Annotated in this window: 21 protein-coding genes and 1 pseudogene; 19 read left to right on the top strand and 3 right to left on the bottom strand. The window is 60.0% G+C overall.

Features of this window, described 5'->3' with window-relative positions:
- The first annotated feature begins 78 nt into the window (after nt 1-78).
- Together dapF and FPT15_RS21580 are read left to right on the top strand one after the other, a co-directional pair.
- Nucleotides 79-879: a diaminopimelate epimerase gene (gene dapF / locus FPT15_RS21585; RefSeq protein WP_145164476.1), complete on the top strand. Its 801-nt coding sequence runs from the start codon at nt 79-81 to the stop codon at nt 877-879.
- A 54-nt stretch (nt 880-933) separates the two neighbouring features.
- Nucleotides 934-2,139, top strand: coding sequence for a YgcG family protein (locus FPT15_RS21580; protein WP_145164474.1), 1,206 nt, complete (start codon nt 934-936; stop codon nt 2,137-2,139).
- A gap of 4 nt (nt 2,140-2,143) precedes the next feature.
- Here FPT15_RS21580 and FPT15_RS21575 read toward each other — a convergent pair whose 3' ends face one another.
- Complete coding sequence (locus tag FPT15_RS21575) at nt 2,144-2,452, bottom strand: hypothetical protein (RefSeq protein WP_256676505.1); 309 nt, start codon at nt 2,450-2,452, stop codon at nt 2,144-2,146.
- 102 nt (nt 2,453-2,554) lie between these two features.
- The gene (locus FPT15_RS21570) at nt 2,555-3,049 is read right to left on the bottom strand and encodes a DUF1543 domain-containing protein (protein ID WP_145164472.1); all 495 of its coding nucleotides are present in this window, start codon (nt 3,047-3,049) and stop codon (nt 2,555-2,557) included.
- Between the two features lie 106 nt (nt 3,050-3,155).
- On the opposite strand from FPT15_RS21570, the gene FPT15_RS21565 reads away from it, so the two are divergent.
- Entirely contained in the window at nt 3,156-3,977 is an 822-nt protein-coding gene (locus tag FPT15_RS21565) for an aldo/keto reductase (RefSeq protein WP_145164470.1), read from the top strand.
- 54 nt (nt 3,978-4,031) lie between these two features.
- Here FPT15_RS21565 and FPT15_RS21560 read toward each other — a convergent pair whose 3' ends face one another.
- On the bottom strand, nt 4,032-4,547 hold the full coding sequence (locus tag FPT15_RS21560; protein ID WP_106577823.1) for an Hcp family type VI secretion system effector: 516 nt from the start codon (nt 4,545-4,547) through the stop codon (nt 4,032-4,034).
- Between the two features lie 477 nt (nt 4,548-5,024).
- Between FPT15_RS21560 and tssA the strand changes: the two genes are divergently transcribed.
- The 16 genes and pseudogenes from tssA to FPT15_RS21480 all read left to right on the top strand — a co-directional run bounded on the left by tssA (nt 5,025) and on the right by FPT15_RS21480 (nt 24,820).
- Nucleotides 5,025-6,578 (top strand): type VI secretion system protein TssA, encoded by a 1,554-nt coding sequence (gene tssA / locus FPT15_RS21555; RefSeq protein ID WP_145164468.1) that lies wholly within the window; start codon nt 5,025-5,027, stop codon nt 6,576-6,578.
- A 33-nt stretch (nt 6,579-6,611) separates the two neighbouring features.
- On the top strand, nt 6,612-7,109 hold the full coding sequence (gene tssB / locus FPT15_RS21550) for a type VI secretion system contractile sheath small subunit (RefSeq protein WP_145164466.1): 498 nt from the start codon (nt 6,612-6,614) through the stop codon (nt 7,107-7,109).
- A 27-nt stretch (nt 7,110-7,136) separates the two neighbouring features.
- On the top strand, nt 7,137-8,615 hold the full coding sequence (tssC, locus tag FPT15_RS21545) for a type VI secretion system contractile sheath large subunit (protein ID WP_145164464.1): 1,479 nt from the start codon (nt 7,137-7,139) through the stop codon (nt 8,613-8,615).
- A gap of 14 nt (nt 8,616-8,629) precedes the next feature.
- Nucleotides 8,630-9,031: a type VI secretion system baseplate subunit TssE gene (gene tssE / locus FPT15_RS21540; protein WP_145164462.1), complete on the top strand. Its 402-nt coding sequence runs from the start codon at nt 8,630-8,632 to the stop codon at nt 9,029-9,031.
- Nucleotides 9,021-10,808 (top strand): type VI secretion system baseplate subunit TssF, encoded by a 1,788-nt coding sequence (gene tssF, locus FPT15_RS21535; protein ID WP_145164460.1) that lies wholly within the window; start codon nt 9,021-9,023, stop codon nt 10,806-10,808. The genes tssE and tssF overlap by 11 nt, the downstream gene beginning before the upstream one ends.
- Nucleotides 10,772-11,779: a type VI secretion system baseplate subunit TssG gene (gene tssG / locus FPT15_RS21530; RefSeq protein WP_145164458.1), complete on the top strand. Its 1,008-nt coding sequence runs from the start codon at nt 10,772-10,774 to the stop codon at nt 11,777-11,779. The genes tssF and tssG overlap by 37 nt, the downstream gene beginning before the upstream one ends.
- A gap of 12 nt (nt 11,780-11,791) precedes the next feature.
- Nucleotides 11,792-14,230, top strand: a complete 2,439-nt coding sequence (locus FPT15_RS21525) for an AAA family ATPase (RefSeq protein ID WP_145164456.1) — start codon at nt 11,792-11,794, stop codon at nt 14,228-14,230.
- A complete protein-coding gene (locus FPT15_RS21520; protein ID WP_145164454.1) occupies nt 14,227-15,759 on the top strand; it encodes a sigma-54-dependent Fis family transcriptional regulator in 1,533 nt (510 codons plus the stop codon). Before FPT15_RS21525 ends, FPT15_RS21520 begins: the two co-directional genes overlap by 4 nt.
- 83 nt (nt 15,760-15,842) lie before the next feature.
- Nucleotides 15,843-15,974 (top strand): type VI secretion protein, encoded by a 132-nt coding sequence (locus FPT15_RS21515; RefSeq protein ID WP_145164452.1) that lies wholly within the window; start codon nt 15,843-15,845, stop codon nt 15,972-15,974.
- 17 nt (nt 15,975-15,991) lie between these two features.
- On the top strand, nt 15,992-17,182 hold the full coding sequence (gene tagH / locus FPT15_RS21510) for a type VI secretion system-associated FHA domain protein TagH (RefSeq protein WP_145164450.1): 1,191 nt from the start codon (nt 15,992-15,994) through the stop codon (nt 17,180-17,182).
- Nucleotides 17,183-17,187: 5 nt separating this feature from the next.
- Nucleotides 17,188-17,673: a type VI secretion system lipoprotein TssJ gene (gene tssJ, locus FPT15_RS21505; RefSeq protein ID WP_145164448.1), complete on the top strand. Its 486-nt coding sequence runs from the start codon at nt 17,188-17,190 to the stop codon at nt 17,671-17,673.
- Nucleotide 17,674: 1 nt separating this feature from the next.
- Nucleotides 17,675-19,002, top strand: a pseudogene (gene tssK / locus FPT15_RS21500) (type VI secretion system baseplate subunit TssK).
- 5 nt (nt 19,003-19,007) lie between these two features.
- Nucleotides 19,008-19,868, top strand: coding sequence for a type IVB secretion system protein IcmH/DotU (gene icmH, locus FPT15_RS21495; protein ID WP_145164447.1), 861 nt, complete (start codon nt 19,008-19,010; stop codon nt 19,866-19,868).
- A 16-nt stretch (nt 19,869-19,884) separates the two neighbouring features.
- Nucleotides 19,885-23,253 carry a type VI secretion system membrane subunit TssM gene (gene tssM / locus FPT15_RS21490; protein ID WP_145164445.1) on the top strand — a complete coding sequence of 1,123 codons (3,369 nt, stop codon included), beginning with the start codon at nt 19,885-19,887 and terminating at the stop codon, nt 23,251-23,253.
- Entirely contained in the window at nt 23,250-23,981 is a 732-nt protein-coding gene (locus FPT15_RS21485) for a PP2C family serine/threonine-protein phosphatase (RefSeq protein WP_145164443.1), read from the top strand. Before tssM ends, FPT15_RS21485 begins: the two co-directional genes overlap by 4 nt.
- Nucleotides 23,978-24,820, top strand: a complete 843-nt coding sequence (locus FPT15_RS21480) for a serine/threonine-protein kinase (RefSeq protein WP_145164441.1) — start codon at nt 23,978-23,980, stop codon at nt 24,818-24,820. The genes FPT15_RS21485 and FPT15_RS21480 overlap by 4 nt, the downstream gene beginning before the upstream one ends.
- Nucleotide 24,821 lies beyond the last annotated feature (1 nt).

Here is a 24,821-nt window from a genome sequence, read left to right as displayed (position 1 = left end):
GCTAACATGCGGTCGAATCGGTCTGGATGAAACTGCCGTATGCTCACCCTCCCATCGCACTCACCCACCGGACAACCCATGACATTGCCCTTTGTGAAGATGCATGCCCATGGCGATGATTTCATCATCATCGACCGCCGTGGCCAGGACGACCCGATCACCGCGCAGGTCGCCCGCCGTTTGGGCGACCGCCACACCGGCATCGGTTTCAATCAGCTGGCGGTGATCCTCGACGGCGTTGACGCCGCCGCGCGTATCAAATTCTGGAACCCCAACGGCACGCCGCTGCAAACCTGCGGCAGTGCCACGCGAGGTGTCGCCGACCGCTTGATGTACGAAGCCGGCACCGATTCGATTGTGCTGCGCACCGACCGTGGCCTACTGACGTGCGTACGCGCGGCGGGCCAGCGGGTGTCGGTGGACATGGGCGCGCCGTCGCTGGAGTGGTCGTCAGTACCGCTGGCCGCCGCCATGCAGACCCTTCTCTTGCCGATCAAGGGCGACCCGGCGGCGTGTAGCATGGGTAACCCGCACTGTACGTTTTTTGTCGATGACCTCGCCGCTATCGACGTGGCAGCCGTAGGTCCGGCGCTGGAAACCCATGCGCTGTTCCCGGCCAGGACCAATGTGCATTTCGTGCAGGTGCTGGACCGCGCGCATGTTCGTCTGCGTATCTGGGAGCGCGGCGGCGGTGTGCCGCTGGGTTCCGGTTCGTGTTGCTGCGCCGCGGTGGTCAACGGGATCCGGCGCGGCCTGCTGGATGACACGGTGCAGGTGCAGTGCGACGGCGGCACGGTCACGGTGCAGTGGGACGGGCAGGGCGGTGTGGTATTGACCGGCAGCGTGCAGCCGATCATGCAGGGCACGGCCTACGTGTGAACGTGTCAATAAGGTAAAGTCGGCGCCTTCAGGATGAAACTTCAGGTATCAAACATGATGGCGATGCTGCGGCAATCCGTGTTGAGTCTACTGGCGCTGATGTTCATCGGCCTGCTGAGCACTGCCCAGGCGCAGACGTCGCCCATCGGCGTCGCCCTCGACCAGCGGGTGATCGACCTCACCAATACCCTCGACGCCAGCATCACCACGCGCCTCAAAGACCAACTCGCCGCCCTTGAACAGCGCAAAGGCGCGCAAGTCGCGGTACTGCTGGTGCCCACTACCGGCGGCGCGAGTATCGAGGATTACGCCAATCAACTGTTCCGCGCCTGGAAGCTGGGGCGCAAGGACGTCAACGACGGCATCCTGCTGGTGGTGGCGAAAGACGACCATACGGTACGCATCGAGGTGGGCTATGGCCTGGAAGGCACGGTCACCGATCTGTTGGCCCATCGCATCATCGAAGAACACATCACGCCGGCGTTTCGCCAGGGCGACTACGCGGGCGGCGTGCAACAAGCGGTCAATGACTTGACTGTGCTGGTGGACGGCGGCGATCTGCCAGAGCAGGCCGCGCCGCAGGTTAACCCGCAGATCATCGCAGTACTGCTGGCATTTATCGCGGGCGCCATCGGCGGTGTGCTGATCGCTGCCGGCAAGCTGCACTGGCGCCGTGCGCTGATCGCCACCGTCGTGGTGACGGTGTTGCTGACGATTTATGCCGGTGGCCATGAGTGGCCGCTATACCTGCTGGTACTTGCGCTGACCCTGCTGATCGGCGGCGCCACGTTCGGCGCCCTGTGGCTGGCGCGCGCGGTGTTTTACTGCGTGGTGGGCGCGCTGGCGTATATCGTCGGGTTGCTGGTGGTGGACCACTTTGTGGCGGTCAACTTCGTACACTGGCTGGTGTTGCCGTTTGGCGGCGCCTTGGTGCTGGCGTTGTACGTGGGGCTGTTCTTCGTCATCCGCGAGTCCTGGAAGACCAAACCACGCTTTTTTCTCGTGCGTGCGTTGGCCGTCGCGGCGGTTTATGTGGCGGTCGGTTTTATGCTGGGGCACGGCTACCAGGGCTGGATACTGGCGATACCGGCGGCCTCGGTCGTGGCGTTCATTGTCTTTATCCAGAGCATTTCCGATGGCGGCTCGGGGTCGGGCGGAGGGTCTGGTTCGAGCTCCGGCAGCTCCGGTTCCAGCTCCAGCAGCAGCTCGTCCGGTGGCGGCGGTTCCAGTGGCGGCGGTGGTGCGTCGGGCAGTTGGTAAGCCGTTAGCGCGGCTTGTAGCCCACCCAGCCCTTGAAACTGAAGCCGGCATAGAACAGCTCCACGCCTTCGAAGCCAGCTCGGCTGATCAAGGCAGCGTCCTCCTCGGGAGACAGCACCGGCAATTGTGCGCTGAACGCCATTATCGCCCGCTCGGCATCCGCCGCGGGCACGCCGCAGTCCACGGCAAACGCGGCGTAGCGTTTCAACCAGCGGGCTTTTTCCTGCGCTGCCTGCGGGAAACTGTGGTGTGCCACGATCAGCGGCGCGCCCGGCAATACGGCGCTGAACAGGGCGATAAAGGTTTTATGCATGGCGGACCCACCTTGAGTTGTGCGTGTTATCAGGTTCGGGGACTGATTGCACTGTCAGGCAGGTGGAGGGTGGGCGCCATACCCCGTTCGGGTAGGGATAACTCAGGGCAGCACGATGTAGTCGTTCTGTTGCACGATTGGCCTGTGCGAACCTTGCACCAGGTGCAGGTAGCGACCGTCGACCAGGTCGATGGGCAGGCAGTCGTCAATATCCATCACGCCGTCGGTATGGGCCTGGGACCAATGGCGCAGCATCTGCTGTTTCCCCTTGCTCTTCGCTTCCTTTTTGTCGCGGGCGACCACCAGCAAATAGTGATGGGCTTCGCCAAAAGCGTTGGCTTCGTAGCCGCCCAGGTTGATGAAGTACAGATGGTGCGCGCCGGCAGGCGGGGCCAGGTGGCTAAGTTCAACTTTCCAGCCATCAACGCCATCCACTGCCATCCAAGAGTCGATGTGCACACCCTTGGGGCTGCCAAACCAACCATCGCGCAATTGCGGGTAGGTGTCTTGCAGTGTGTTCGCTACAGCGAACACCACATCGTGAACTTCAATTCTGGCCCGCGGGTGCTTGCCCCCGAGCATCACGACAAACAGCATTGCAGGTCCTTCCTGGCGACTTTTCAGAGGGCAACCATACTTCGATTGAACCCTTTTGTCCGCCCAATGCCACATTGTTAATCCGCGAACTCATCAGGAGGTTGTCATGCGCACCATCGATCTGGCCGGCGTTCCCGTCCCTGTCATCGGCCAGGGGACCTGGCGCATGGGCGAAAACCCGGACCGGCGCAGCGCCGAGGTTGCCGCGTTGCAGTTGGGTATCGACGAGGGCATGACCCTGATCGATACCGCCGAAATGTATGGCGAAGGCGGAGCCGAGGAAGTGGTCGGCGAAGCCATTCGCGGTAAGCGTGATCAGGTGTTCCTCGTCAGCAAGGTCTATCCGCACAATGCCAGTCGCAAGGGCGTGCCCCGTGCCTGCGAAGCCAGCCTGCAGCGCCTGGGTACCGATTACATCGACCTGTATCTGTTGCACTGGCGGGGCCAGTATCCCCTCGAAGAAACCGTCGAAGCCTTCGAAACATTACGTCAGGCCGGCAAGATCGGCCGTTGGGGCGTCTCCAATTTTGACGTGGCAGATCTGCAGGAACTTGCGTCCCCGGCGTGTGCAACCAACCAAGTGCTCTACAACATTGAAGAGCGCGGTATCGAGTTCGACTTGCTGCCATGGTGGCAACAGCACCATTTGCCGCTGATGGCTTACTGCCCGATCGCCCAGGGGGGTGAGTTGTTGTCCAGCCCGACGCTCAAGCAGATCGCCCGTCGCCATGAGGTCACGCCCGCTCAAGTATCCCTTGCCTGGGTGTTGCGTCAGGACGGCGTGATCGCAATTCCCAAGGCTGTTACGCCCGAGCATGTGCGGCTCAACGCCGGTGCCGCGAACCTCAAGCTCGATGAGCACGATCTGGACGCGATCGACCGCGTGTTCGGCGCACCCAAGCGCAAGCATCCGCTGGCAATGGTCTAGCCAACCAAGCAGGCGCGGCGCCGTCCCTGGCGGCCGCTTCTGCCTGACCCGATGTTAGCCGGCTACCGGACTACGCCAGTCGTCCGAGCCTGAAGTACCGGCGACTTCGTGGGTCCAGACGATCTTGCGGTAAGTGAAATACACATCCTCCAAATGGGTGAAATGAGCGTTGTCCGGGTCCTGGCAGTTGGGCATCCGCGATTGAATGTCCACGATGGTTGCGCCTTCCAGTTCGGTGGTGAAGTAATGCTCCTGGGTGCCAGCCGAGGAGGTACGGAACCATTCCAGTCGACATGACACTTCTTCACCCGTGGTCAGCGCGCTGAAGAGCAGCGGTGAGGACTTGTCGAAGACCTTGCTGACCATCAGCGGCTTATGAACCCTTTGGCCGGTCGGCTGGCCCGATTGTGGGTCGCGGGGAATGATCACCTGGTGGGCAAACGCCTGCACGAGGATCTGATCCTCATGACCTTCCTGATAAATATTGCCTACCGAGTCCTGAGTAAATGTGCCTGCCGTGATCAAGCCTTGCTTGACACCGGTGATAGTGAGGTACGCGGGTGTTGGCATGACTGGTTTCCTTGCCTGATTGAGTAGGTAATCCCGACGGCGTGTTTGCCAACGGGCAATTGCCTATAACAAAAAGCGTGCCTGAAATAATGAGAGCCAATGAAATAAAGGGGTTGGGAGGGTTGTTGGTTTAAATATATGAAAGTTGTCGTCGATAGGCGCTTATTTTCGTGTTTATGTTTGCGCGAGTGTGCGCAGTTAGTTGCTCATGTTGTTTTATTAAATGAATACACGGGTGCGCAAGGTATTCGATTTTATCAATGCGCTTGAAGTGCGCAAATAGCTGCGCAGGCCCGTTTTTATTGGCTTTGTAGGAAAATACTTAAGTGCGGGCTGACCGCTTGATGATTGATTGATGTATGGCTAAGGTTCGCCTACTTCGTCACGTGCTGAACGAAGATTAATTGGCCTTCTAATGCGTATGTGGATTGCGGTTAGTTTGTCGCCCTTGCCTTGAACAGTTATGTGCGGACCGGAATGGTTTATTCAGACACGCTCTACGCTTATCACCTTGAACTTGCGCGCTTACCCTGTTCGTCAGGGGGCTTTGCCGGCTGTGATATGCGTTTTTCGAGTGAGTATGAAGCCCTGGAGTCCGAACTCGGCAAGGCACATTCGATACATGGTGCAGGCGTGCCGGATTGGCAGCGCGTCAGCGAGCTCGGCGAGCGGGTTTTGCGTGAGCACTCCAAGGATCTGCGCGTCGCCGTCTGGTTGACTTGGGCGTTGCACCAGCGCGATTCATTCCCCGGGCTTCTGGCAGGCCTCGGCGTACTGCTTCATCTGTGCAAGCATCACTGGGCGATTGTCTACCCTGCTAAATCACGTACGCGTATGGCTGCGTTTGGTTGGCTGGTGTTGCGGCTTGACCCCCTGTTCACGAAGCATCTTTCACTTACCGATCAAGTGCCATTGTTTCAGGCGCTTTTGGAACACCTGGAAAGTCTCGACGAGCTGTGGCGTGAACATCTGGGGGACGACGCGCCCTTGTTGTTACCGATCCGCAGGCAACTGTCGGAGCGTTTGGCGCTTGCCCTGCAGGGCGGTTCCGAGCCACGTGGTGTTGCGGGTGCCATCGCTCAGGTCAAGCAGGTGGCAACGCAGCTGCTGAGGCCTGAACAGCCGGTCAACAACGAAAAAGACGCGCAAAAACTTTTGCGGGCATTGCAGGAGCAGGCTCGGCCACTGTGCGCCTGGTGGCTGCGCCAGAGTGCCACTGATCTGCGTGCCTTGCGCCTGAGCCGCACCCTGGCCTGGCTGGCGCTTACCAACTATCCCGACGCCAACAGTGAGCGAGTAACCGCTTTGCGCGGGCTTCCTCACGACAAACTCAAACGCTACCAGAACCGTCTGACCCAAGGTCATCACGCCGACCTTTTGCTTGAGCTTGAAGCGAGCCTGGCCGGTGCGTTGTTCTGGTTTGACGGGTTGCGTATGGCCTGGGAGTGCCTCGAAGCCCTGCAGGCAGAGTGGGCCATGACCGAGCTGGAAATGAATTTTGCGTTGTTGTTGCAGCGCCTGCCGAGTCTGCCGGAGTTCAGGTTTGACGACGGCACCCCATTTGCCGACCCCGCGACGTGCGATTGGATCACGCTCCACGTCCTTCGCCACGTACATAAAGCCGAGCCTTCAACCGCCGTTATCGATGCCGGAAACGAGCCCTGGGAGACGGCCTTGCAGGCCGTTATGTCCAGGCTGCGCAAAGAGGGCCTGAAGGCGGCGATTGCCACGCTCAAAGAAGGACTGCACGCCGCCCGCGGCGACCGGACCCGCTTTCATTGGCGATTGGCGCTGGCCAGATTATGCATACGAGCAGGCAAACACGAACTGGGCAGGATCCAGCTCGAACAACTGGACCTTGAATTACAACAGGCGGGCCTGGAGCGCTGGGAGCCAGAACTGGCCTTTCAAGTCTCCCGGCTCCTGTATCGCTGTTATGACCTTTTGCCACAAGACCATGCCGTGCGCGAGCGCAAGGAAGTCACCCATCGCAGGTTGTGCCACTTCGATCTTGAAGCGGTGCTTGATTAGGCTCGCGAGCCTACCGAAAAAGGAGAAACACCCATGCTCAAAGACGGTTCGGTAGCACCCAAGGAACGTATCAATATCACCTTCAAACCTGCCATTGGCGGTGTGCAGGAGGAAGTCGAACTGCCACTGAAGTTACTGGTGCTGGGCGATTTCAGCCAGCGCGGAGATCTGCGCAAGCTTGAGGATCGAAAGCCCATTGCTATCGACAAAAACACCCTTGACGAGGTGTTGGCCAAACAAGCGCTGAGCTTGACATTGAGCGTTCCGAATCGATTGCAGGAGGAGGGTGGCATCGAGGAGCTGTCCGTCGAGGTTCGGATTAACGCGATGAAGGACTTCAACCCCGCAAACCTGGTTGAACAAATACCCGAATTGCAAAAGTTGATGGCGTTGCGTGAGGCGTTGATGGCACTCAAGGGGCCGCTGGGTAACACGCCAAGCTTTCGCAAAGCCATTGAGCAGGCGCTGGCCGATGACGAGTCTCGTGCGCGCGTACTCGCCGAGCTGGGGCTGAGCGGCCCGACCACCTGAACCCTTCAGTAAAAGGACACTGACACCATGACGACCACTCAACAGAACCAGCAGCCGGCCCAGGCTGGCGGCGAGTACAGCATCCTCGACACTATCATCGCCCAGACATTATTAAGCGCCGATGACGAGGCCTACGGCATTGCCAAGCGCGGTGTGTCGGCCTTCATCGAAGAGTTGCTCAAACCCCATAACAGCGCTGAGCCAGTGAAGAAACGCCTGGTTGACCGGATGATCGCCGAGATTGATACCAAGCTCAGCCAGCAAATGGACGAGATTCTTCATCATCCGGATTTCCAGGCGCTGGAGGCTTCCTGGAGAGGCCTGCAGTTGCTGATCGACCGCACCAATTTTCGAGAAAACATCAAGATCGAGCTGCTCAATGTCTCGCGTCAAGACCTGCTGGATGACTTTGAAGACTCGCCGGAAATTACCCAGTCCGGGCTGTACAAGCATATCTACAGCGCTGAGTACGGACAATTTGGTGGCCAGCCGGTGGGCGCGATCATCGCCAATTACTTCCTTTCACCCAGTGCGCCTGATGTGAAGTTGATGCAATACGCTTCAAGCGTTGCCTGCATGGCCCACGCGCCCTTTATCGCTGCTGCGGGGCCGGCTTTTTTCGGATTGGAAAGCTTTACTGGATTACCTGACCTCAAGGATCTCAGGGATCATTTCGAAGGCCCGCAGTTTGCCAAATGGCAAAGTTTTCGTCAGAGCGAAGATGCCCGCTATATCGGCCTCACTGTGCCGCGCTTTCTACTGCGAACCCCTTACGATCCGATTGATTGCCCAGTTAAAACCTTTGCCTACCAGGAGAACGTGGTGAACAGCCACGAGCACTACCTCTGGGGCAATACTGCCTACGCCTTTGCCACGCGCCTGACTGAGAGTTTTGCGCGCTTTCGCTGGTGCCCGAACATTATCGGACCGCAAAGTGGCGGCGCGGTAGAAGACTTGCCATTGCATCATTTTCAGAGCATGGGCGAGATCGAAACCAAGATTCCTACAGAGGTACTGGTTTCGGACCGGCGCGAGTACGAACTGGCGCAAGAGGGGTTTATTGCCCTGACCATGCGCAAGGGCAGTGACAATGCGGCGTTCTTTTCGGCCAGCTCGGTCCAGAAACCCAAAACCTTCGGCATCAGTGAAGAGGGCAAGGCAGCCGAACTCAATTACCGGCTAGGCACCCAATTGCCCTACATGATGGTGGTCAACCGTCTGGCGCACTACCTCAAGGTCTTGCAGCGCGAGCAACTGGGCTCCTGGAAAGAACGCACGGACCTGGAGCTGGAGCTCAACAAGTGGATTCGCCAATACGTGGCCGATCAGGAAAACCCCAGTGCTGAAGTGCGCGGTCGCCGGCCATTGCGGGCAGCACGCATTGTCGTCAGTGATGTCGACGGAGAGCCAGGCTGGTATCGGGTCAACCTGAGTGTGCGCCCTCATTTCAAGTACATGGGGGCTGACTTCACGTTGTCCCTGGTCGGCAAGCTCGATAAAGAATGAGCAGAAGCCGGCGGATGCCCCATAACGTGAGCCTTTTCGAACGCCTCGAAGGCGATGCATCAACCCAGCGGTGCAGTGTGGCGTCCGTCGCCGCACACCTGGGGAAAATGCTCAGCACCCGGGCAGGCAGTGTTCAGACACTGCCCGACTATGGTTTGCCCGATCTCAATGACATGCGGCTTAGCCTGCACGAGTCCTTGATCCGCTCACGCGCCTTGATCGAGCGATTCATCCGTGCCTACGAACCGCGACTGGCAAATGTACAGGTCAAGGTGCTGCCGAATGCTACTGAACCTCTGGCGTTAGCCTTTGCGATCGAAGCCGCGCTGATCGTTGACGGTGTCACACGGCCCGTTGTGTTCCAGGCGCGCCTGGTGGATGGCGGGCGGGTTGAGGTCTGCGCCGATGGGCTTTAACCGTTACTTCCAAAGCGAGCTCAGCGCCCTGCGGCACCTCGGGCGGCGTTTCGCCGAGCGTAATCCCGCACTGGCGCCGTTTCTGGCTGAAAGCGGCCAGGACCCGGATGTTGAGCGATTGCTGGAGGGGTTTGCGTTTCTGACCGGTCGCCTGCGCCAGAAGTTGGACGACGAGCTGCCGGAGCTGACGCATTCCTTGATGCATTTGCTGTGGCCCAATTACATGCGGCCAATACCCGCCTTCAGCATCCTGCAATTTGACCCATTGAAACGTGCAGGTCCCGCCGTTCGGGTTGCCCGTGATACGGCGGTAGAAAGTGTTCTTATCCAGGGTGAGCGGTGTCGCTTCAGGACGTGCTACACCACTGATGTCATGCCACTGCAACTCACAGGTCTGGACTTCAAGTGCCAGGGTGACGGGGCATGGTTGGATTTGCACCTGGACATGAGTGTCGAGGGTAACTTCAGCCAGTTAACCTTTGACTCACTGCGACTGCACCTGTCGGGCGACCGCTACATCAGCCAGGGGCTCTACCTCAGTTTGCTGCGACATCTGGATGGCATTCACTTGCTGTTACTGGATGGCGAAGGGGGGCCGGTCAAGGGCAACGATGGGCAACCAATGACGGTGCGGCTGGGCGCTGCCCAGGTCAAGCCGGTGGGGTTTTCGCAAGACGAGGCGTTGATACCGTATCCACAGAATACGTTTCGCGGTTACCGCCATCTGCAGGAGTACTTCGCCTTTGCCGAAAAGTACCTGTTTGTCGATATCGAGGGGCTGGGTGTGCTGCACACACTTGCCCCTGAACGGCTCGGCCAGGTCCGCGGCATGGTGCTGCGCTTTGAACTGCGCACCCACGGGCACGCACTGCAACAGCCCACGCTGGACAACGTGAAGTTGTATTGCACGCCCATTGCCAACTTGTTCAAACATGATGCGGTCCCCATTCGCCTGAATGGAAAAGAGGATGAGTACCTTCTGGTGCCGGGGGAATATACCCCGGGCAATGCCGCCGTGTTTTCCGTCGACAGTGTCACTGGCTGGCGCCCTGGCGGGTTGGGTTACCAGGCCTATGTGCCGTTCGAATCCTTTGAGCATGACTGGGGGGTTGACCGAGCTACAGCGCCGGCCAGCTACAGCATTCGCCAGCGCTCGTCGCAGCAGCATGGGGGGCTCGACACCTGGATGGGGTTTGGCAGTCGCGAAGGTAAAGGCCAGGAAACGTTGTCGATCGAAATGACTTGCACCAACTGCAACCTGCCTCGGCAGTTGCAGCCAGGCGACATCAACCAACCCTGCGAGCAGGCACCGGAATCACTGACGTTTCGCAACATCACCGCACCAACGGCGAGCTTCGCGCCGCCGCTGGACCAGGATTTCCTGTGGAAGCTGATCAGCAATATGTCGCTCAACTATTTGTCGTTGACCGATATCAATGCCTTGAAAGTGATTCTCGAAACCTATGACCTGCCGCGCTATCACGATCGGCAGGCGCAAAAGGTCAGTCAGACAAGGCTCGGTGCGCTGCAGTCCATTCGCCATGAGCCGGTTGACCGACTGCACCGTGGGTTACCCATTCGCGGCCTACGTGTGGAATTGACAGTCGACCCCCAGGGGTTTCTCGGTCAGGGCGATCTGTTTGTGTTCGCCTCGGTCCTCAATGAGTTCTTTGCGCTCTACGCCAGCCTCAACTCTTATCACGAGTTACGAGTCATCAGCACACAAGGAGACGTGTACCTATGGCCATCCCGCATGGGGCAACAGCCCCTGCTTTGAATGCGCTCTGTTGCGGCATTCGTGAGTACACACTGTTCCAGGCAATTGAGCAGGTGATTGAGCGATTGCGCGAAGCTCATCCGCTGATGGATGAAGACGCGCTGTACGACCTGTTGGAATTTCAGGCCAATCCAGGTCTGGGGTTTGCCGGACACGATATCGATCGCGTGGCGTTCTTTATGGAGCGCGGGCAATTACGCGCTCGCCTGCGGCTCAACATATTGGGTTTGGTCGGGGCCGGGTCACCGCTGCCAGCGTTCTATGCAGGGCAGGCGTTTGGCGAGCTTTCCGGCGGTAACCCCACTCGCGACTTCCTCGACCTATTCCACCACCGACTGCATCGGCTGGTGTGGCCGATCTGGCGTAAATATCGCTATCGAGCGTGTTTCCAGACTGGCGCGAGCGATGCGTTCTCGGAGCAGATGTTTGCGCTGATCGGCCTGGGTGGCAACGCGATACGAGGTACCACGCAATTGGACTGCAAACGCCTGTTGCCTTACCTGGGGCTGTTGAGTTTGCGCGTGCATTCGGCCGCCTTGATCGAAGCCGTGCTGCGGTACTACTTCAAGCATGCCCCTGTGTTCATCGAACAATGGGTTGAGCGCCGCGTGGAGGTTGCCCATTTTCAGCGCAATAGCCTCGGTATCACTCGCTGCGAACTCGGTGAGGACCTGGTGCTGGGGCATCAGGTCAGCGACCGCAGCGGGAAGTTCAGGGTGCATGTCCTGGCGCTGAGCTGGCAGCAGTTTCACGCGTTCCTGCCCACGGGGAAGGGCTACCAGCCCTTGTGTTCACTGGTGCGGTTAACCACGCGAGACCCGTTGGAATACGACCTGCGCCTGGTGCTTGCCGCCGGTGAGATCAGAGCCCTGCATATTGGCGCGCGCAATGTCTGTCGCCTGGGCTGGACCAGTTGGTTGGACCATGAGCAAGCCGACGGTGTGGTCACGTTTGCTGGCAACTTTCATTAGGGACGGGTGATTATGATCAATGTGGACCTGCAACAGCTTATACGCACGCTGACAACCCAGGTACGTCGCGACCTGGAGCGTTCCTCGGAACGTTGTGTAAACCGCGGTGGCCGAGAAGTACTCGTCGAAGACCTGCTGCTTGCCTTGCTTGAGCAGCCCGGCGGCCTGCTGGCCAAGGCCCTGGTCGACGCTGATGTGCCGATGAGCGAATTGCAAGCAACGTTGCAGCCAAGAAGTGAGCAGAGTGCAACCCGTAATCCGGTCTTCTCTCAGGCGCTGGTGCATTGGTTGCAACAAGCGTTGATGGTTGCCCATCTCGAGCTTGGGCAACGCTTTGTGGATGAGGGCGCCCTGTTGCTGGCGCTGTTGCGTCATCCGCTGGAGTACGCCGGTGCTGGCTATCAGGCCGTGCTGGGCCGCCTGGATGCAGAGCGTGTACGGGATTTTCTCGCGAGCCAGGCAGCTGAGGCCGAACCGTTGGCGACAGAATCGTTGTTGCAGCGTTTTACGCATGACCTCACAGGCCAGGCGCGTAAAGGTCTGATTGATCCGGTGCTGTGTCGCGACGGTGAAATTCGGCAACTGATTGACATTCTTGTGCGACGCCGCAAGAACAACCCGATCCTGGTCGGGGAGGCCGGGGTAGGCAAAACAGCGATTGTCGAAGGCCTTGCGCTGAAAATTGTCGCTTCGCAGGTGCCCGATGCCCTCAAGGCTGTTCGCGTACTGACCCTGGACATGGGGCTCCTGCAAGCGGGTGCCAGCCTCAAGGGCGAGTTCGAGCGGCGGCTCAAAGGCGTGATTGATGAAGTCAACGCCTCGCCGCAGGCCGTGATCCTGTTTATCGATGAAGCCCATACGCTGGTCGGCGCAGGAGGCCCGGCAGGCGGTTCCGACGCGGCCAATCTGCTTAAGCCTGCGTTGGCTCGAGGCGCTCTGCGCACCATTGCGGCCACCACCTGGTCGGAATACAAGCAATACATTGAGAAAGACCCGGCATTGGCGCGTCGTTTCCAGCCAGTGCTGGTCGGTGAGCCAAGTGTCGAGGAAGCCGTGTCGATCCTGCGCGGTCTGGTTCCGGTGTATGAGGCAAGCCATGGTGTCTACGTCCGCGATGATGCCGTCGTAGCGGCGGCACACCTGAGCGCTCGTTATCTGGCGGGCCGCCAGTTGCCGGACAAGGCCGTGGATGTGCTGGACACCGCCTGCGCACGAGTGCGCACGCGTCAGGCAATGCCCCCTGAGGCGCTGCAAAACCTGCACGCGGAACGGGCTGAAGGCACGCGGCAACATGAGGCGTTAAGCCGGGACGCCGAGGCGGGGCTGCCGGTGGATGCTCAAGCATTGCAAGCGCTGGGCCGACGCTTGGACGCCATCGAGCAGGAACGTCAGGTAGTGGAGCAGCAGCGGATTCAACAGGCTGGGCAGTCATCGGACAAACTTGAGGTGTGCCCGCGTTTGATCGCCGAGGTGGTCAGTGCCTGGACCGGCATTCCGGTTGAGCAGCTGGCGCTGGAGCCCAACGAAAAGGTATTGAGCCTTGCTGCTGCCCTGCGCACGCGCATTCTGGGACAAGAGCATGCCGTGCAGGTGCTTGATCGTGCCTTGCGGGCGGTTGCCGCGGGCCTCAACAAAGCGGATGCGCCGGTGGGTGTGTTTCTGCTGGTGGGCCCCAGTGGTGTTGGCAAAACCGAAACAGCGCTGGCATTGGCGCAGCTTCTGTATGGCGGTGAGCGGTTCGTGACCACCATCAATATGTCGGAATACCAGGAGAAGCACGCGCTGTCCCGTTTGATCGGTGCGCCACCGGGCTACGTCGGTTATGGCGAAGGTGGAGTCCTGACCGAGGCTGTGCGCAAACGGCCTTATTCAGTGGTACTGCTCGACGAGGTCGAGAAAGCCGACCCCGAGGTGTTGAACCTGTTTTACCAGGTCTTTGACAAGGGCCGCGCCAACGATGGTGAAGGCAGAGAAATAGATTTTCGCAACACGCTGATCCTGATGACTTCCAACCTTGGCAGCGACTGCATCAACGAAATGTGTGAAAACGGTCGGCGGCCTGAGGCCCAGGTGCTGCAGGACGCTATACAGCCCGTGTTGCGTAGCCACTTCAAATCGGCCCTGCTGGCCCGGATGCGTGTCGTGCCGTATTACCCGATTGCCGGTCCAGTCCTGCATGAGGTGGTAAGGCTCAAACTGGCAAGCCTCGGTGAGCGGTTGCATCGGCGCAAGTTGGCCCTGACGTGTTCCCCTGAGCTGATCGCGCACATGGCCGAGCGCTGCGCGGACCGTGACAGTGGTGCGCGGTACATCGATCAATGGATCGAGCGCTACTTGCTGCCGCAAATGGTCGATCGCGTTCTGAGTGCCATGGCCACGGATGAATCCTTGTCGTGGGTGCATGCAGGGTTGGATGGCAATGGCCTGCCCAGCTGTGAGTTCGGCCAATGACGAACGCTATGTTGACCCAAGTGGCCGAACCGCTGGTGTACGCCGCCGCCTTGCTGGACGGCTTCGCGCGCGTGAGCCAGGAAAGTGACCCGACGACGTTGCCAGGCCTATGTGCTGTGAGCGCTGCGCACCTGAGCCAGTGCGAGCTCACTCAGCTGTACCTGGTGGATGAGGTGACTGGCCAATTCGAGCTTATTGCTCAACATTTGTCTGAGGCGCTGCCGGGCGGCGAACCGACTTCACGTCCGGCAGCGCAAAACCAACAGCTGTTGCACTACGTCCTGAGAACGCGTTGTTGCCTGGGCCTCGATGACGTCGGAAGCAGCCTCTATGACAGCGGCTTTTTGCCGGCGGCGCGGGCGCCCTGGCGTGCGCTATTGTGTGTTCCGCTGTTCAACCGCACCAATGCGGTCACAGGCGTACTCCTGTGTGCGAGCTGGCGTGTGACGCCACTGCTGGGTTACGCGCCATCGCTGGGTCAATTCGGCAGTTTCGCCGTGAACCAACTGCTTATGCTGCGTCGCATGCAACCGGCGCCAGCCATTGCCCGTTCACCGCGCGGTGGGTCGACTGCAGGGGCCTATGGCTTGATCGGCAACAGCGCTGCGATGGAAGAAACCTGCCACCTGATCGGCAAAGTCCTGCAGACCCCTTATACGGTGCTGTTGCGTGGTGAGACCGGCACCGGCAAAGAGGTCGTGGCGCGGGCGATTCACACGGCCGGGCCACGCAGTGCCCAGGCATTCGTGGTGCAAAATTGCGCTGCGTTTCCAGAAGGTTTGCTCGAGAGCGAACTGTTTGGCTACCGCAAAGGGGCATTCACCGGTGCTGAGCGCAACTACGCGGGGCTGTTCGACGCCGCGCATGGCGGTACGTTGCTGCTGGATGAAATCGGCGACATGCCGCTGTCATTGCAGGCCAAGTTGCTGCGGGTCTTGCAGGAGGGTGAGATCCGCCCGTTGGGCGCCAGCGTCGCGCATAAGGTTGACGTGCGCATCATTGCCGCGACCCACCGCGACCTCGCTGCAATGGTGGCGCAAGGCAGTTTTCGTGAAGACCTTTATTACCGGCTCGCACAGTTCCCGATTCAATTGCCTGCCTTGCGTGAACGCGATGGCGATGTGTTGCAGCTGGCGCGGCACTTCGCCGACAAGGCGTGCGCTGCGCTGGGTCGAGCGCCTGTCGATTGGTCCAATACCGCCCTTGATCAACTGTCGAGCCATGGCTTCCCTGGCAATGTCCGCGAGCTCAAGTGTCTGGTGGAACGCGCAGTGCTGCTGTGTGACGACGGTGTGATTCTGCCGGCGCATTTGTCGTTGCCGCTGGCCCCGGATGCGACCGATGCCGTTGATGTGACGCTACGCCAGCGTATGGAGCGAGTGGAACGCGTATTTCTGATTGATTGCTTGCACAAGAACCGTGGCAATCGAACCCGCACTGCCCGTGAACTGGGGGTTGCTCGGCGCACGCTGCTCTATCGTCTCGCGCGCCTGAACATTCCTTTCGACGATGCCAGAGGCGAGGGCTGAAGTGTGCTTTTGTGCATTGCCATGCATGACCGACGCCTGTGCCGTATCGAGCTGGGCAACCTTATTTCTGTGGGAGAAACCTGATGCCTGATCGTCCGTGGCAAGCCGTTGTGCTTGTGTTGTGTCTGCTGAGTGGCTGCAGCGCCAATTACGTGTTTGACGACGCTGATTACCGCCCGCTGGGTGAGCCCAAGTCGATCAATCGTGGCCAGTGAAAGGGGAGAGGCTGACCATGCAACTTGTGTTTGAGCTTTTGGGTACCGAGGACGGAAGCCGCGCACCCACGGCGCGCAAGCTATTTTGCGCCGCAGGCGGCGTGATCGGTCGTGGTGCCGGGTGTGACTGGGTGATTCCGGACGCCAGCCGTCTGCTCTCCAGCCACCATGGTTTGGTCGCCTATCGTGAGGGCCAGTACCTGTTGACGGATATCAGCAGCAACGGAATCGGTGTAGCCGGCAGCGCCGAACGTCTGCGCAAGGGGCAGGCGCGATTGATCAGTGATGGCGACATTTTTCAACTGGGAACCTTGTCGATTCGGGCAAAACTGGTGGCGTTGACGCAGTCTTGCGGTGAGCAATGGGACGCCAACACAGGGCTGATTCCCGATGATGCCTACCTGGCGCTGGACCCAATTCAAGCGCTCGACGTCGAGCAGCAGCGTCAGACCACGTCGCAGGACCTGGAGGCATTGGCAGATGGGAGCGGCACGTCGGGTCCGTGGGCCGACGATCGGGTGACCAATAGGGACCATCTGACGTTACCCCGACGCGCCGAACCCGCTCAGGAAGCCGTCCCGGTTCGCTCCGATGCGATGCCAGCAGCGGGCAGCGACGTTTTTTGGGGGCGGTTTGCGACAGCACTGGGTATTAGCCTGGAAGCTCTCGATACGACGGGTCGCGAGGCGTTGGCGATCAGAGCAGCGCGCCTGCTGCGTATGGAGGTAGAAGGTCTGCAACAAAGCCTGCGGATTTGCGAAGAGCTCAAAAGCGAGCTGAATCTGCCGCTTTTCGAGACGCTGCAAAGGCGCCGGAGCCCTTTGAGAGACAGCGTCGAAACCGATGCCGCAATGGCGGTGCTGCTGGGCACCGAGGATCTTGGCCAGTTGCCGGCCGAACACGCCATCATCCAGGCCCACCGGGATATGCAAGTCCATCAGGTTGCGTTACTGGCGGCCTGCCGCAATGCACTGCGCGCTACGCGCAGCGCCTTTGCTCCGGGTCATCTGCTGACATGCTTCGAATACCAGGGGCAACGGCGCCGATTTTTTACCGACGGTGGGTATTGGCGGGCTTATCAGCGTCACTACCAGCGTTTGCTCGAGGATGAGCAGTTCACCGATCGCCTGCCGGGCAGTGACTTCGCCAAGGCTTACGAAGAGCAGGTGCGCTTGATCTCAACCCTGCACGTCGATTATCCAGGATGAACATTATGTTTCGAGCCGCGCTTGCAACAACGCTGCTTTTGCTCGGCCTGTTGGCCGGCTGCAGCAGCCTATCGCCGTTTTCTACCTTGACCAAGTTGGACATGGCGCTGGCCGCCAGCGAGCAAGTCAACCCCGACCTGCACGGCAGGCCGTCTCCGGTGGTGGTGCACTTGATTGAATTGCGTCACGCCGTGGCGTTTGAGAATGCGGACTTCTTCAGTCTGTACAGCAATGCCGAGCAGTCGCTGCCCAAGGACTGGCTGGGCAGTGAGGAACTTGAACTGCGACCGGGTGAGCGGCTGGCGCTCAAGCTCGGGCTCGAGCCCGGCACGCGTTTCTTGGGCGTGTTGGCAGCCTATCGAGATCTGCCCCATGTTCAATGGCGGTGGGTCGTGCCCATTACCCCGCAGCAGTTAACCCGTGCCGATCTTGTGCTGGACCAGGCCGGTATTCGCGCTTCTTCGTCCATGCATGGCCAGGAGTCCGAGTGATATGCAGGTTCATAAAGTCATCTGGCAGGAAGGCATGCTGTTACGGCCGCAGCATCTGCAGCACAACGATCGCTATTACCACCAGCAGCTCAATCGGACGCGCTTGCTGGGGGCTGATGCGTGGGGGTTTCTGACGCTGGAAGTCGATTTGCAATACCTCAATTTCGGCAAGGTGGTGGTCAACCAGGCCAGTGGCGTATTGCCGGACGGTAGTCTGTTCGAGTTGGGCGGGGCGATGGAGCCGCTGGTCTTGCAGGTGCCCGCCAACGCCGGCAAACAGCCGATTTATCTCGCGCTGCCGCTGGATACCGGCAATCAGAACGAAGTTCGCCGCCAGCAGCAAACCGACGTCCTGGCCCGCTATCTGGCGTGTGACATTGAGGTGGGGGATTCGAATGCCGGCGTCGACTCCCGTTGTCACATCAGTTGCGCGCGTCCTGACCTGCGTCTGCTGCTGGGCGACCCTCAAGCGAGCAGAGTTTCGTCAAGCTCAAGGTTGCTCAAGTGCTGGAGTCGACCGATGCAGGCGGCGTGAGCCTGGATGCCGACTTCATTCCATCCTTCATTTTTCTTCAGGGCCACGGCTATTTGCCGTCGTGCCTCAAGGAGGTGATCAGCTTGCTCTCCAGCCGTGGGGATGCCATTGCAGCGCGTATTCGGGGTGAAGGCACCGCCGCAGGTACGGAAATAGGCGACTTTCTGATGCTGCAATTGATCAATCGTACCGAGTTGGAATTGCGTCACTGCCTGAGCCAGACCCACGTGCGCCCGCAAGCCTTGTTCCGGGCATTACTGTCGCTGTTCGGTGAGTTATCAACGTTCGCCAACGACAGCAAACGTGCTCACCTGGATGTGCGTTATCGACATGAAGACCAAGGTGAAAGTTTTCGCGGGTTGATGGAGGGCGTGCGTGGCGTGCTGTCAATGGTGCTTGAGCAACACGCCATCGAGTTGGCGTTGCAGCAACGCCAATACGGGGTGTTGGTATGCCCGGTGAGCGACCTGAAATTGCTCGGCACTGCGACGTTTATTTTGGCGGCCACTGCTCAGTGTGATTCGGAGGAATTGCGCCATCGCCTGCCTTCGCATTTGAAGGTCGGGCCGGTGGAGCGCATACGCGAGCTGGTCAACTTGCACCTGGCGGGAATCAAGGTCAGACCGTTGCCTGTGGCGCCACGGCAGATTCCGTTTCATGCAGGCAAAACCTATTTCATGCTGGATCTGAGTGCCCGCGACATCACGCAGCTGGAGCAGTCGGGTGGGTTTGCCTTCCATGTAGGCGGTGAATTTACAGCGCTCGAACTCAACTTCTGGGCCATCAGGAACTGAACACAATGGACAGTGAATACCTGCAGGATGAAAAGACTGTTTTGCTCGACCATCAGGGCCGTGGGCCGGGCCACGGCCCGATCACGGACTTCCCTGCGCCGCCACGCTTTGAGCAGTTGGAAGATCGAATGATCTACGCCGCCCACGAGCAAGGTACCCCGCGCTTCAAGATGGGGTTCAACTCTCTCGTTGAGGCCGCATGGGCGTTGTTGTCGCAAGTGGTTCAGCTCAAAAGCGCCTCTGGCCGCGAAAGCTTGGGCACGGTCAACGACAAAATGGCATTGGCGGTCACTCAGTTTGAAGCCCGCGCCTTGCAGAGTGGTGTCGAGAGCAGCCAGGTGATGTCTGCCCGCTATGTGTTGTGCAGCGTCGTCGATGAAGCTGTAGTCACTACGGCGTGGGGCAGCCGCAGCGACTGGTCGAAGATGAGCCTGTTGAGCCGCTTTCACAACGAAACCTTCGGTGGGGAGAAGGTTTTCCAACTGTTGGAGCGGCTGTCCCGCGACCCGGTCAAGCACCTGGCAATGCTGGAACTGATGTACCTGTGCCTCTCCCTCGGATTCGAAGGCAAATACCGAATCATGGAGCGAGGTGTCAGCCAACTTGAAGCCGTGCGTGATGCCTTGTACCGACAGATCAGGCACGTGCGAGGCGAGCCACTGTCGGCGCCTTTGCAGCCCACGCGAGCAGGGCGTGCGCGCCGTAAACGGCTCCCCGTTATCCCGGTGACTTGGGTCGCAGTCTTTACCCTGGCCTGTTTGCTGGCGATGTACACAGGATTTGCCTGGCGACTGGGCGAAGAAGCCACAAGGGCGCTGCAACCCTTTCAATTTTCGGCGTCGGAACTGACTCAGACGCCCTTGTAAACGCTGGGAGCAATGAATGAACGCATTCCTCAAGAACGCGCGCACCGTGCTGGGCACGATTTGGGTCTGGAGCTTGTTGCTGGTGCTTTCCTGCGCGGCGTTGGTGTGGTGTTTCGGGCCGCTGCTGGCCGTGGATGATCACCGCTTCTGGCAAGGCGCGAGTGCGCGCCTGGTCACCATCAGCGTGTTGTTTCTGCTGTGGGGGCTGGCAATGGTCCTCGTCGGCGTACGCCGGGCAGTTGAGCTCAAGAGACCTGAACGCCAGGCACACCATGAACAACTGGGATGGGTTGAGGACGAGCAGCGACAGGTACGCGGTCGCTTCAAAGAGGCCCTCCAGCGCTTGAAAACCTCGCCGCGATACGCAGGGCATAACCAGCGATGGCGTAATAACTTGCCCTGGTACTTGTTGATCGGCGAGCAAGCCAGCGGCAAAACGCGGCTGTTGGCGGCGGCGGGCTTACAGCTGCCATTTGACCGAGTAGAAGCAATGCCAGTGGGAGGCACGGCTCATGCGCAATGGCATTTCGCTGGCGAAAGCGTACTTATCGATACCCCCGGGCGTTACCTGACACAACCTGACAGCACGCTGGACGCCGCCGGCTGGTCGATGCTGTTGCGTCTGCTCAGGCAGCGGCGCCGAGTGCGCCCGCTTAATGGCGTGGTGGTGGCTTTGTCGGTCGAAACATTGTTGGGCCGTAACGAGCACGATCTGGACCTGCAGGCTCGCCAGGTGCACTCGCGCCTGCAAGAGGTCCAGCAAACGTTGCACGTGGACGTTCCCGTGTATCTGGTGCTGACCCAGGCTGACCGCGTGCCGGGGTTTGCCGAATTCTTCGATGCGCCCCAGGGAGAGGAGGCAGAAAGCGTGCTTGGCCAGCCACTCGATGTTGGCAAGGGCGGCGTCGACATCGCACAGGTGCGCCGCGCGTTCGACGAGCTGCTGCAGCGTTTGAGCGGTGAACTGATTACACGATTGCATCAGGAGCGTAATGTCGAGCGCCGTGGCCTTATGCTCGACTTCCCCCAGCAGGCGGCGCAACTCGGCGAGCGTTTGTGCCTGTTCGTGGAGTCGGCTTTTTCCGCCCATCGTTATCAGCGCATCAGCGGGTTGCGGGGCTTCTATTTGACCTGCGCCGGCGACAGGCACAGTCATTTCGTGCAGGGCCTGTTCAGTCGGGTGATCTTTGCCGAGGCAGACCTCGCCGGTCTGCAGACCCCGGAGCAACGGCGCATCCATTTGCGCCAGGGGTTACTGGCCATGGCCGTTGTGCTGGTTATCGGGGGCGCAGGGTGGCTGTGGACGCACAGCTACACCGTCAACCAGCAACGCCTGGCGCAAGTGGCTGCACTGGCGGTGCAACCTGCACCTGCTGCGCAGAATGCTGACGACACCCTCACACTGCTGGCGCTGTTGGATGCCCGCTGGGCGGCGACGCAGGTTTTCCCTGCAACAGAAGACGCACGGTTTATCGAGCGCGGTGGCCTTTTTCAGGGTGATTTGAGCCGCCCACCCTTGACCCACGCGTATCAGCTGGCCGTGCAGCAGCTGTTACTGGACCGCCTAACAGTGCTGCTCGAGGAGCAAGTTCGCACCAACCTTGGCAATCGCGAACGACTGCTGGAAAACCTGCGCGCCTACCTGATGCTCAATCTGCGGGAGCGCCGTGATACCGGGTGGCTGGCACAGCATATGGCAGACCATTGGTCTGCGCGTTATCCAGGTGACGCGTCGGTGCACAAACGCCTGAATGAACACTTGGCGCGGCTGCTTGAGCAACCGTTCATTGCGCCGCTCGATGAAGCCCTTGTGGCCAAGGCTCGCGAAGCGCTGCGGGGTGAGTCCCTGGCGGATGTGGTTTACCGGGCGTTGCGCGAACAGTCACGCAACCTCGAGCCTTTGCGGCTTGTCGAGGGCAAGGTATTCGCGGCCATTGATCCACCTATTCCCGGTTTCTACACCAAAAGGTATTGGCAGTACTTTGAGGCACAGGGCCCGCGGCTGGTGAATGCCATTGCGCAGGACAACTGGGTATTGGGGGAGGGTGCCGACCTCAGTGTCATGGATTTGCGGCGGCTGATGATTGAGCTGCAGCAGCGCTATTTCAGTGAGTATGCCGATACCTGGAGTGCCGCCCTTGGCCGCGTCAGCCTGCAACAGAGCGACAGCCTCAGGCAGGATGCCGAACAGCTCGCGGGCTTGACGTCAGCCCAGTCGCCGCTGATGCAATTATTGCTGCTGTTGCGTGAAAACACGCGTTTGCTGCCCGGTCATGACCCTTTGGCCAACGTACCCGCTCAGACGGGAGCGTTGGGGGTGATCGCTCAGACGGCTGTGGCTGAAGGGGCGAAGGTCGTCCTTCCAGACTCTGCCCGCCGAGCGTTGCAACGACGCTTTGAGCCATTGCACCAGTTGCTCGACGAGCAGCACAACCCTGGCGTCGAGTTGACGCAGGCATTGCGTTTGCTCGACGAACTGCACCTGCAACTGGCTTCGCTCAACCGCGAAAGCTCGCCCGAGCAGGCGGCTTTTCAACGGGTAAAGCGGCGAATGGAGGGGCAGCAGGATGTGCTCGGCACTCTGCGTGACGCCGCTGCACGGTTGCCGTTGCCGCTCGCAGGCTGGTTTGAGGGGGTGGTTGACAACAGCTGGCGTCACCTGCTGGACGGGGCCTATGCGCACGTCAACCAGCGCTATCACAGTGAGGTGTATGGACTGTATGCCAAGGCGATCCGCCAGCGTTACCCGTTCAATGCTCATGCGAGCAGCGATGTCGCCCTCAATGACTTTCAAGAGTTCTTCAAACCCCAGGGCGTCATGGCGCGCTTTTATGAAAGCTACCTGCGGCCTTTCGTCAGTGTTGACGGCAACCGTTACAGGTTGCGTGGTCTGGATGGCAGTGGCTTGCCGGTCTCGCGTTCGGTGCTGGATCAACTGACGAAAGCCGAGGTTATCCGCCAGGTGTTTTTCACTGAACCGCAGGGTGAGGTGTCGGTTCGATTTACCGTGGCGCCCTACAGCCTGGATCAGTCGGTCAGTCGGGCGACCCTGCGCTTTGGCGATAAACAGCTGGAATATCGCCATGGACCCATCGTGCCCATGGTGTTTGATTGGCCGATGGAGGCCGACAACGGTCGCAGCAGCCTGGTACTGGAGCGGGGCACGGAGCAACGCCCCTTGGGGATCGAGAAAGATACCGGCGCCTGGTCGTTGTTCAGGTTTTTTGACTTGATGCAGCGAGAGCCGGCGAGCGGCAGGAACGCGCTGATATTCAAGGCCGACCTTGCCGGGCTGCGGGCCAATTACCTGTTGACCAGCCAGCGTACGCCCAGCCCGTTTGACATGGAGGCGTGGCGCACTTTCCGCCTGCCTGAGCAACTGTGAGCAGTCGGCCTATTGAGTGGCGCAGTGCCGGGCGCACACAACAGGGCCAGGCCCGGTCGCGTAACGAGGATGCGTTCCTGGACGGTCCGCGGCAAAGCTGTTGGGCCGTGGCGGATGGCATGGGCGGTCACCAGGGCGGTGATGTGGCCAGCCAGTGGGTGGTTCGCAGTCTCGCTTCATTGTCTGCCACAGGTAACCTTGATCAACGCGTCAACGCGGCTCGGCAACGCTTGCAACACGTCAGCCAGCAGTTGGCGAAGGCGGGTATCAGGTCTGACGCGCGCGGCGACGTCACGATGGGCAGTACGGTGGTGGCATTGCTGCTTGAGCAGGGGCGTGCCGCCTGTGTGTGGGCGGGGGACAGTCGATGTTATCTGTGGCGCGAGCAAAGGCTTTACCAATTATCGCGCGATCATTCACTGCAGCAGCGCCTCATGGATGAGCGCCAATTGAGTGTGGCGCAAGCTCGGGCCCATCCGGAGGCCAGGGCATTGACCCGGGCCATCGGTGCGCGAGCGCTGCTGCAGCTTGAGGTGCTGGAACTCAGCACCCGGCCAGGGGACGTATTTCTGCTGGCCAGCGATGGGTTGTATCAGGCGCTCAGTCACGCCGACCTGGGGCGTGCGTTGAGCGTGGGCACGCCGCAGCAGGTGGTCGACCGTTTATTTGCAACGGTATTGCGCAGGCCCGCGCGGGATGATTTGACCGCCGTGGTGGTACAGCCATGAATGACACGTCAATGGCGCCAGGCTTATTCGCCGGGCGTTATCAGCTCGAACGCGAATTGGGCAGGGGCGGGATGGGCGTGGTTTATCGCGCTCGTGACTTGTTGCACGAGCAATTTGGCGCGTCCTGCTCCAGCGTGGCAATCAAGCTTTTGGGCGAGACTTTGTCTCAGTGCCTGGACGCGCATGTGCTGCTCTACAGCGAGTTTGCCCTGACCCGCAGCCTGCGCCACAACGGTGTGGTGCGGGCATTTTCCTTCGAGGTTGATACAACCAGCCAGGCCGCGTTTTTCACGATGGAATTGATGCACGGCATCACGCTCGACCGGCTGCTGCCCGAGTGCCCCGCCGGGTTGCCCTGGCGAGAACTGCAACCGATGGTCCTACAGCTTTTGGATGCACTGGTTTACACCCATCAGCAAAACGTCCTGCACGGCGATATCAAACCCGCCAATGTCATGGTCAGCGAAGAAGGTGTGCGGTTGTTCGATTTCGGCCTGGGCCATAAGCAAGTACCGGGGGCGGTGGGGTTGCCGAGTTTGAATCGCGACCGTTTCAACGCGTGGACACCCGCGTATGTTGCCCCGGAATTACTCGCCGGCGGGGCGCTGAGCACCGCCGCCGACCTGTATGGCGTGGCTTGCGTCGTGTACGAGCTGGCCCATGGGCAACGCCTGGGTGGGCGTCATGCCATGCAAGCGTTGGTTCGGCCTCGGCAACTGCCCAAGCGCTGCTGGCCCGCCTTGCGCTCGGCCCTGGCGGTTGATCCTGAACGCCGAGTGCTGAGCGTCGCCGAGTTACGCGAGGCGATAGCCAGCCACCCTCGACGCGGGTGGCTGTAAC

Origin of the sequence: Pseudomonas sp. RGB (assembly GCF_007713445.1) — a bacterium.
Taxonomy (GTDB): domain Bacteria; phylum Pseudomonadota; class Gammaproteobacteria; order Pseudomonadales; family Pseudomonadaceae; genus Aquipseudomonas.
The sequence above is the reverse complement of the archived record's forward strand: the minus strand, read 5'-3'. Positions and strand labels throughout refer to the sequence as shown.

Bases quoted from the DNA above. Each gene is read 5' to 3' on its own strand.
- dapF (WP_145164476.1), top strand. From the start codon at position 79: ATGACATTGCCCTTTGTGAAGATGCATGCCCATGGCGATGATTTCATC.
- FPT15_RS21580 (WP_145164474.1), top strand. From the start codon at position 934: ATGATGGCGATGCTGCGGCAATCCGTGTTGAGTCTACTGGCGCTGATG.
- FPT15_RS21575 (WP_256676505.1), bottom strand. From the start codon at position 2,452: ATGCATAAAACCTTTATCGCCCTGTTCAGCGCCGTATTGCCGGGCGCG.
- FPT15_RS21570 (WP_145164472.1), bottom strand. From the start codon at position 3,049: ATGCTGTTTGTCGTGATGCTCGGGGGCAAGCACCCGCGGGCCAGAATT.
- FPT15_RS21565 (WP_145164470.1), top strand. From the start codon at position 3,156: ATGCGCACCATCGATCTGGCCGGCGTTCCCGTCCCTGTCATCGGCCAG.
- FPT15_RS21560 (WP_106577823.1), bottom strand. From the start codon at position 4,547: ATGCCAACACCCGCGTACCTCACTATCACCGGTGTCAAGCAAGGCTTG.
- tssA (WP_145164468.1), top strand. From the start codon at position 5,025: ATGGTTTATTCAGACACGCTCTACGCTTATCACCTTGAACTTGCGCGC.
- tssB (WP_145164466.1), top strand. From the start codon at position 6,612: ATGCTCAAAGACGGTTCGGTAGCACCCAAGGAACGTATCAATATCACC.
- tssC (WP_145164464.1), top strand. From the start codon at position 7,137: ATGACGACCACTCAACAGAACCAGCAGCCGGCCCAGGCTGGCGGCGAG.
- tssE (WP_145164462.1), top strand. From the start codon at position 8,630: ATGCCCCATAACGTGAGCCTTTTCGAACGCCTCGAAGGCGATGCATCA.
- tssF (WP_145164460.1), top strand. From the start codon at position 9,021: ATGGGCTTTAACCGTTACTTCCAAAGCGAGCTCAGCGCCCTGCGGCAC.
- tssG (WP_145164458.1), top strand. From the start codon at position 10,772: ATGGCCATCCCGCATGGGGCAACAGCCCCTGCTTTGAATGCGCTCTGT.
- FPT15_RS21525 (WP_145164456.1), top strand. From the start codon at position 11,792: ATGATCAATGTGGACCTGCAACAGCTTATACGCACGCTGACAACCCAG.
- FPT15_RS21520 (WP_145164454.1), top strand. From the start codon at position 14,227: ATGACGAACGCTATGTTGACCCAAGTGGCCGAACCGCTGGTGTACGCC.
- FPT15_RS21515 (WP_145164452.1), top strand. From the start codon at position 15,843: ATGCCTGATCGTCCGTGGCAAGCCGTTGTGCTTGTGTTGTGTCTGCTG.
- tagH (WP_145164450.1), top strand. From the start codon at position 15,992: ATGCAACTTGTGTTTGAGCTTTTGGGTACCGAGGACGGAAGCCGCGCA.
- tssJ (WP_145164448.1), top strand. From the start codon at position 17,188: ATGTTTCGAGCCGCGCTTGCAACAACGCTGCTTTTGCTCGGCCTGTTG.
- icmH (WP_145164447.1), top strand. From the start codon at position 19,008: ATGGACAGTGAATACCTGCAGGATGAAAAGACTGTTTTGCTCGACCAT.
- tssM (WP_145164445.1), top strand. From the start codon at position 19,885: ATGAACGCATTCCTCAAGAACGCGCGCACCGTGCTGGGCACGATTTGG.
- FPT15_RS21480 (WP_145164441.1), top strand. From the start codon at position 23,978: ATGAATGACACGTCAATGGCGCCAGGCTTATTCGCCGGGCGTTATCAG.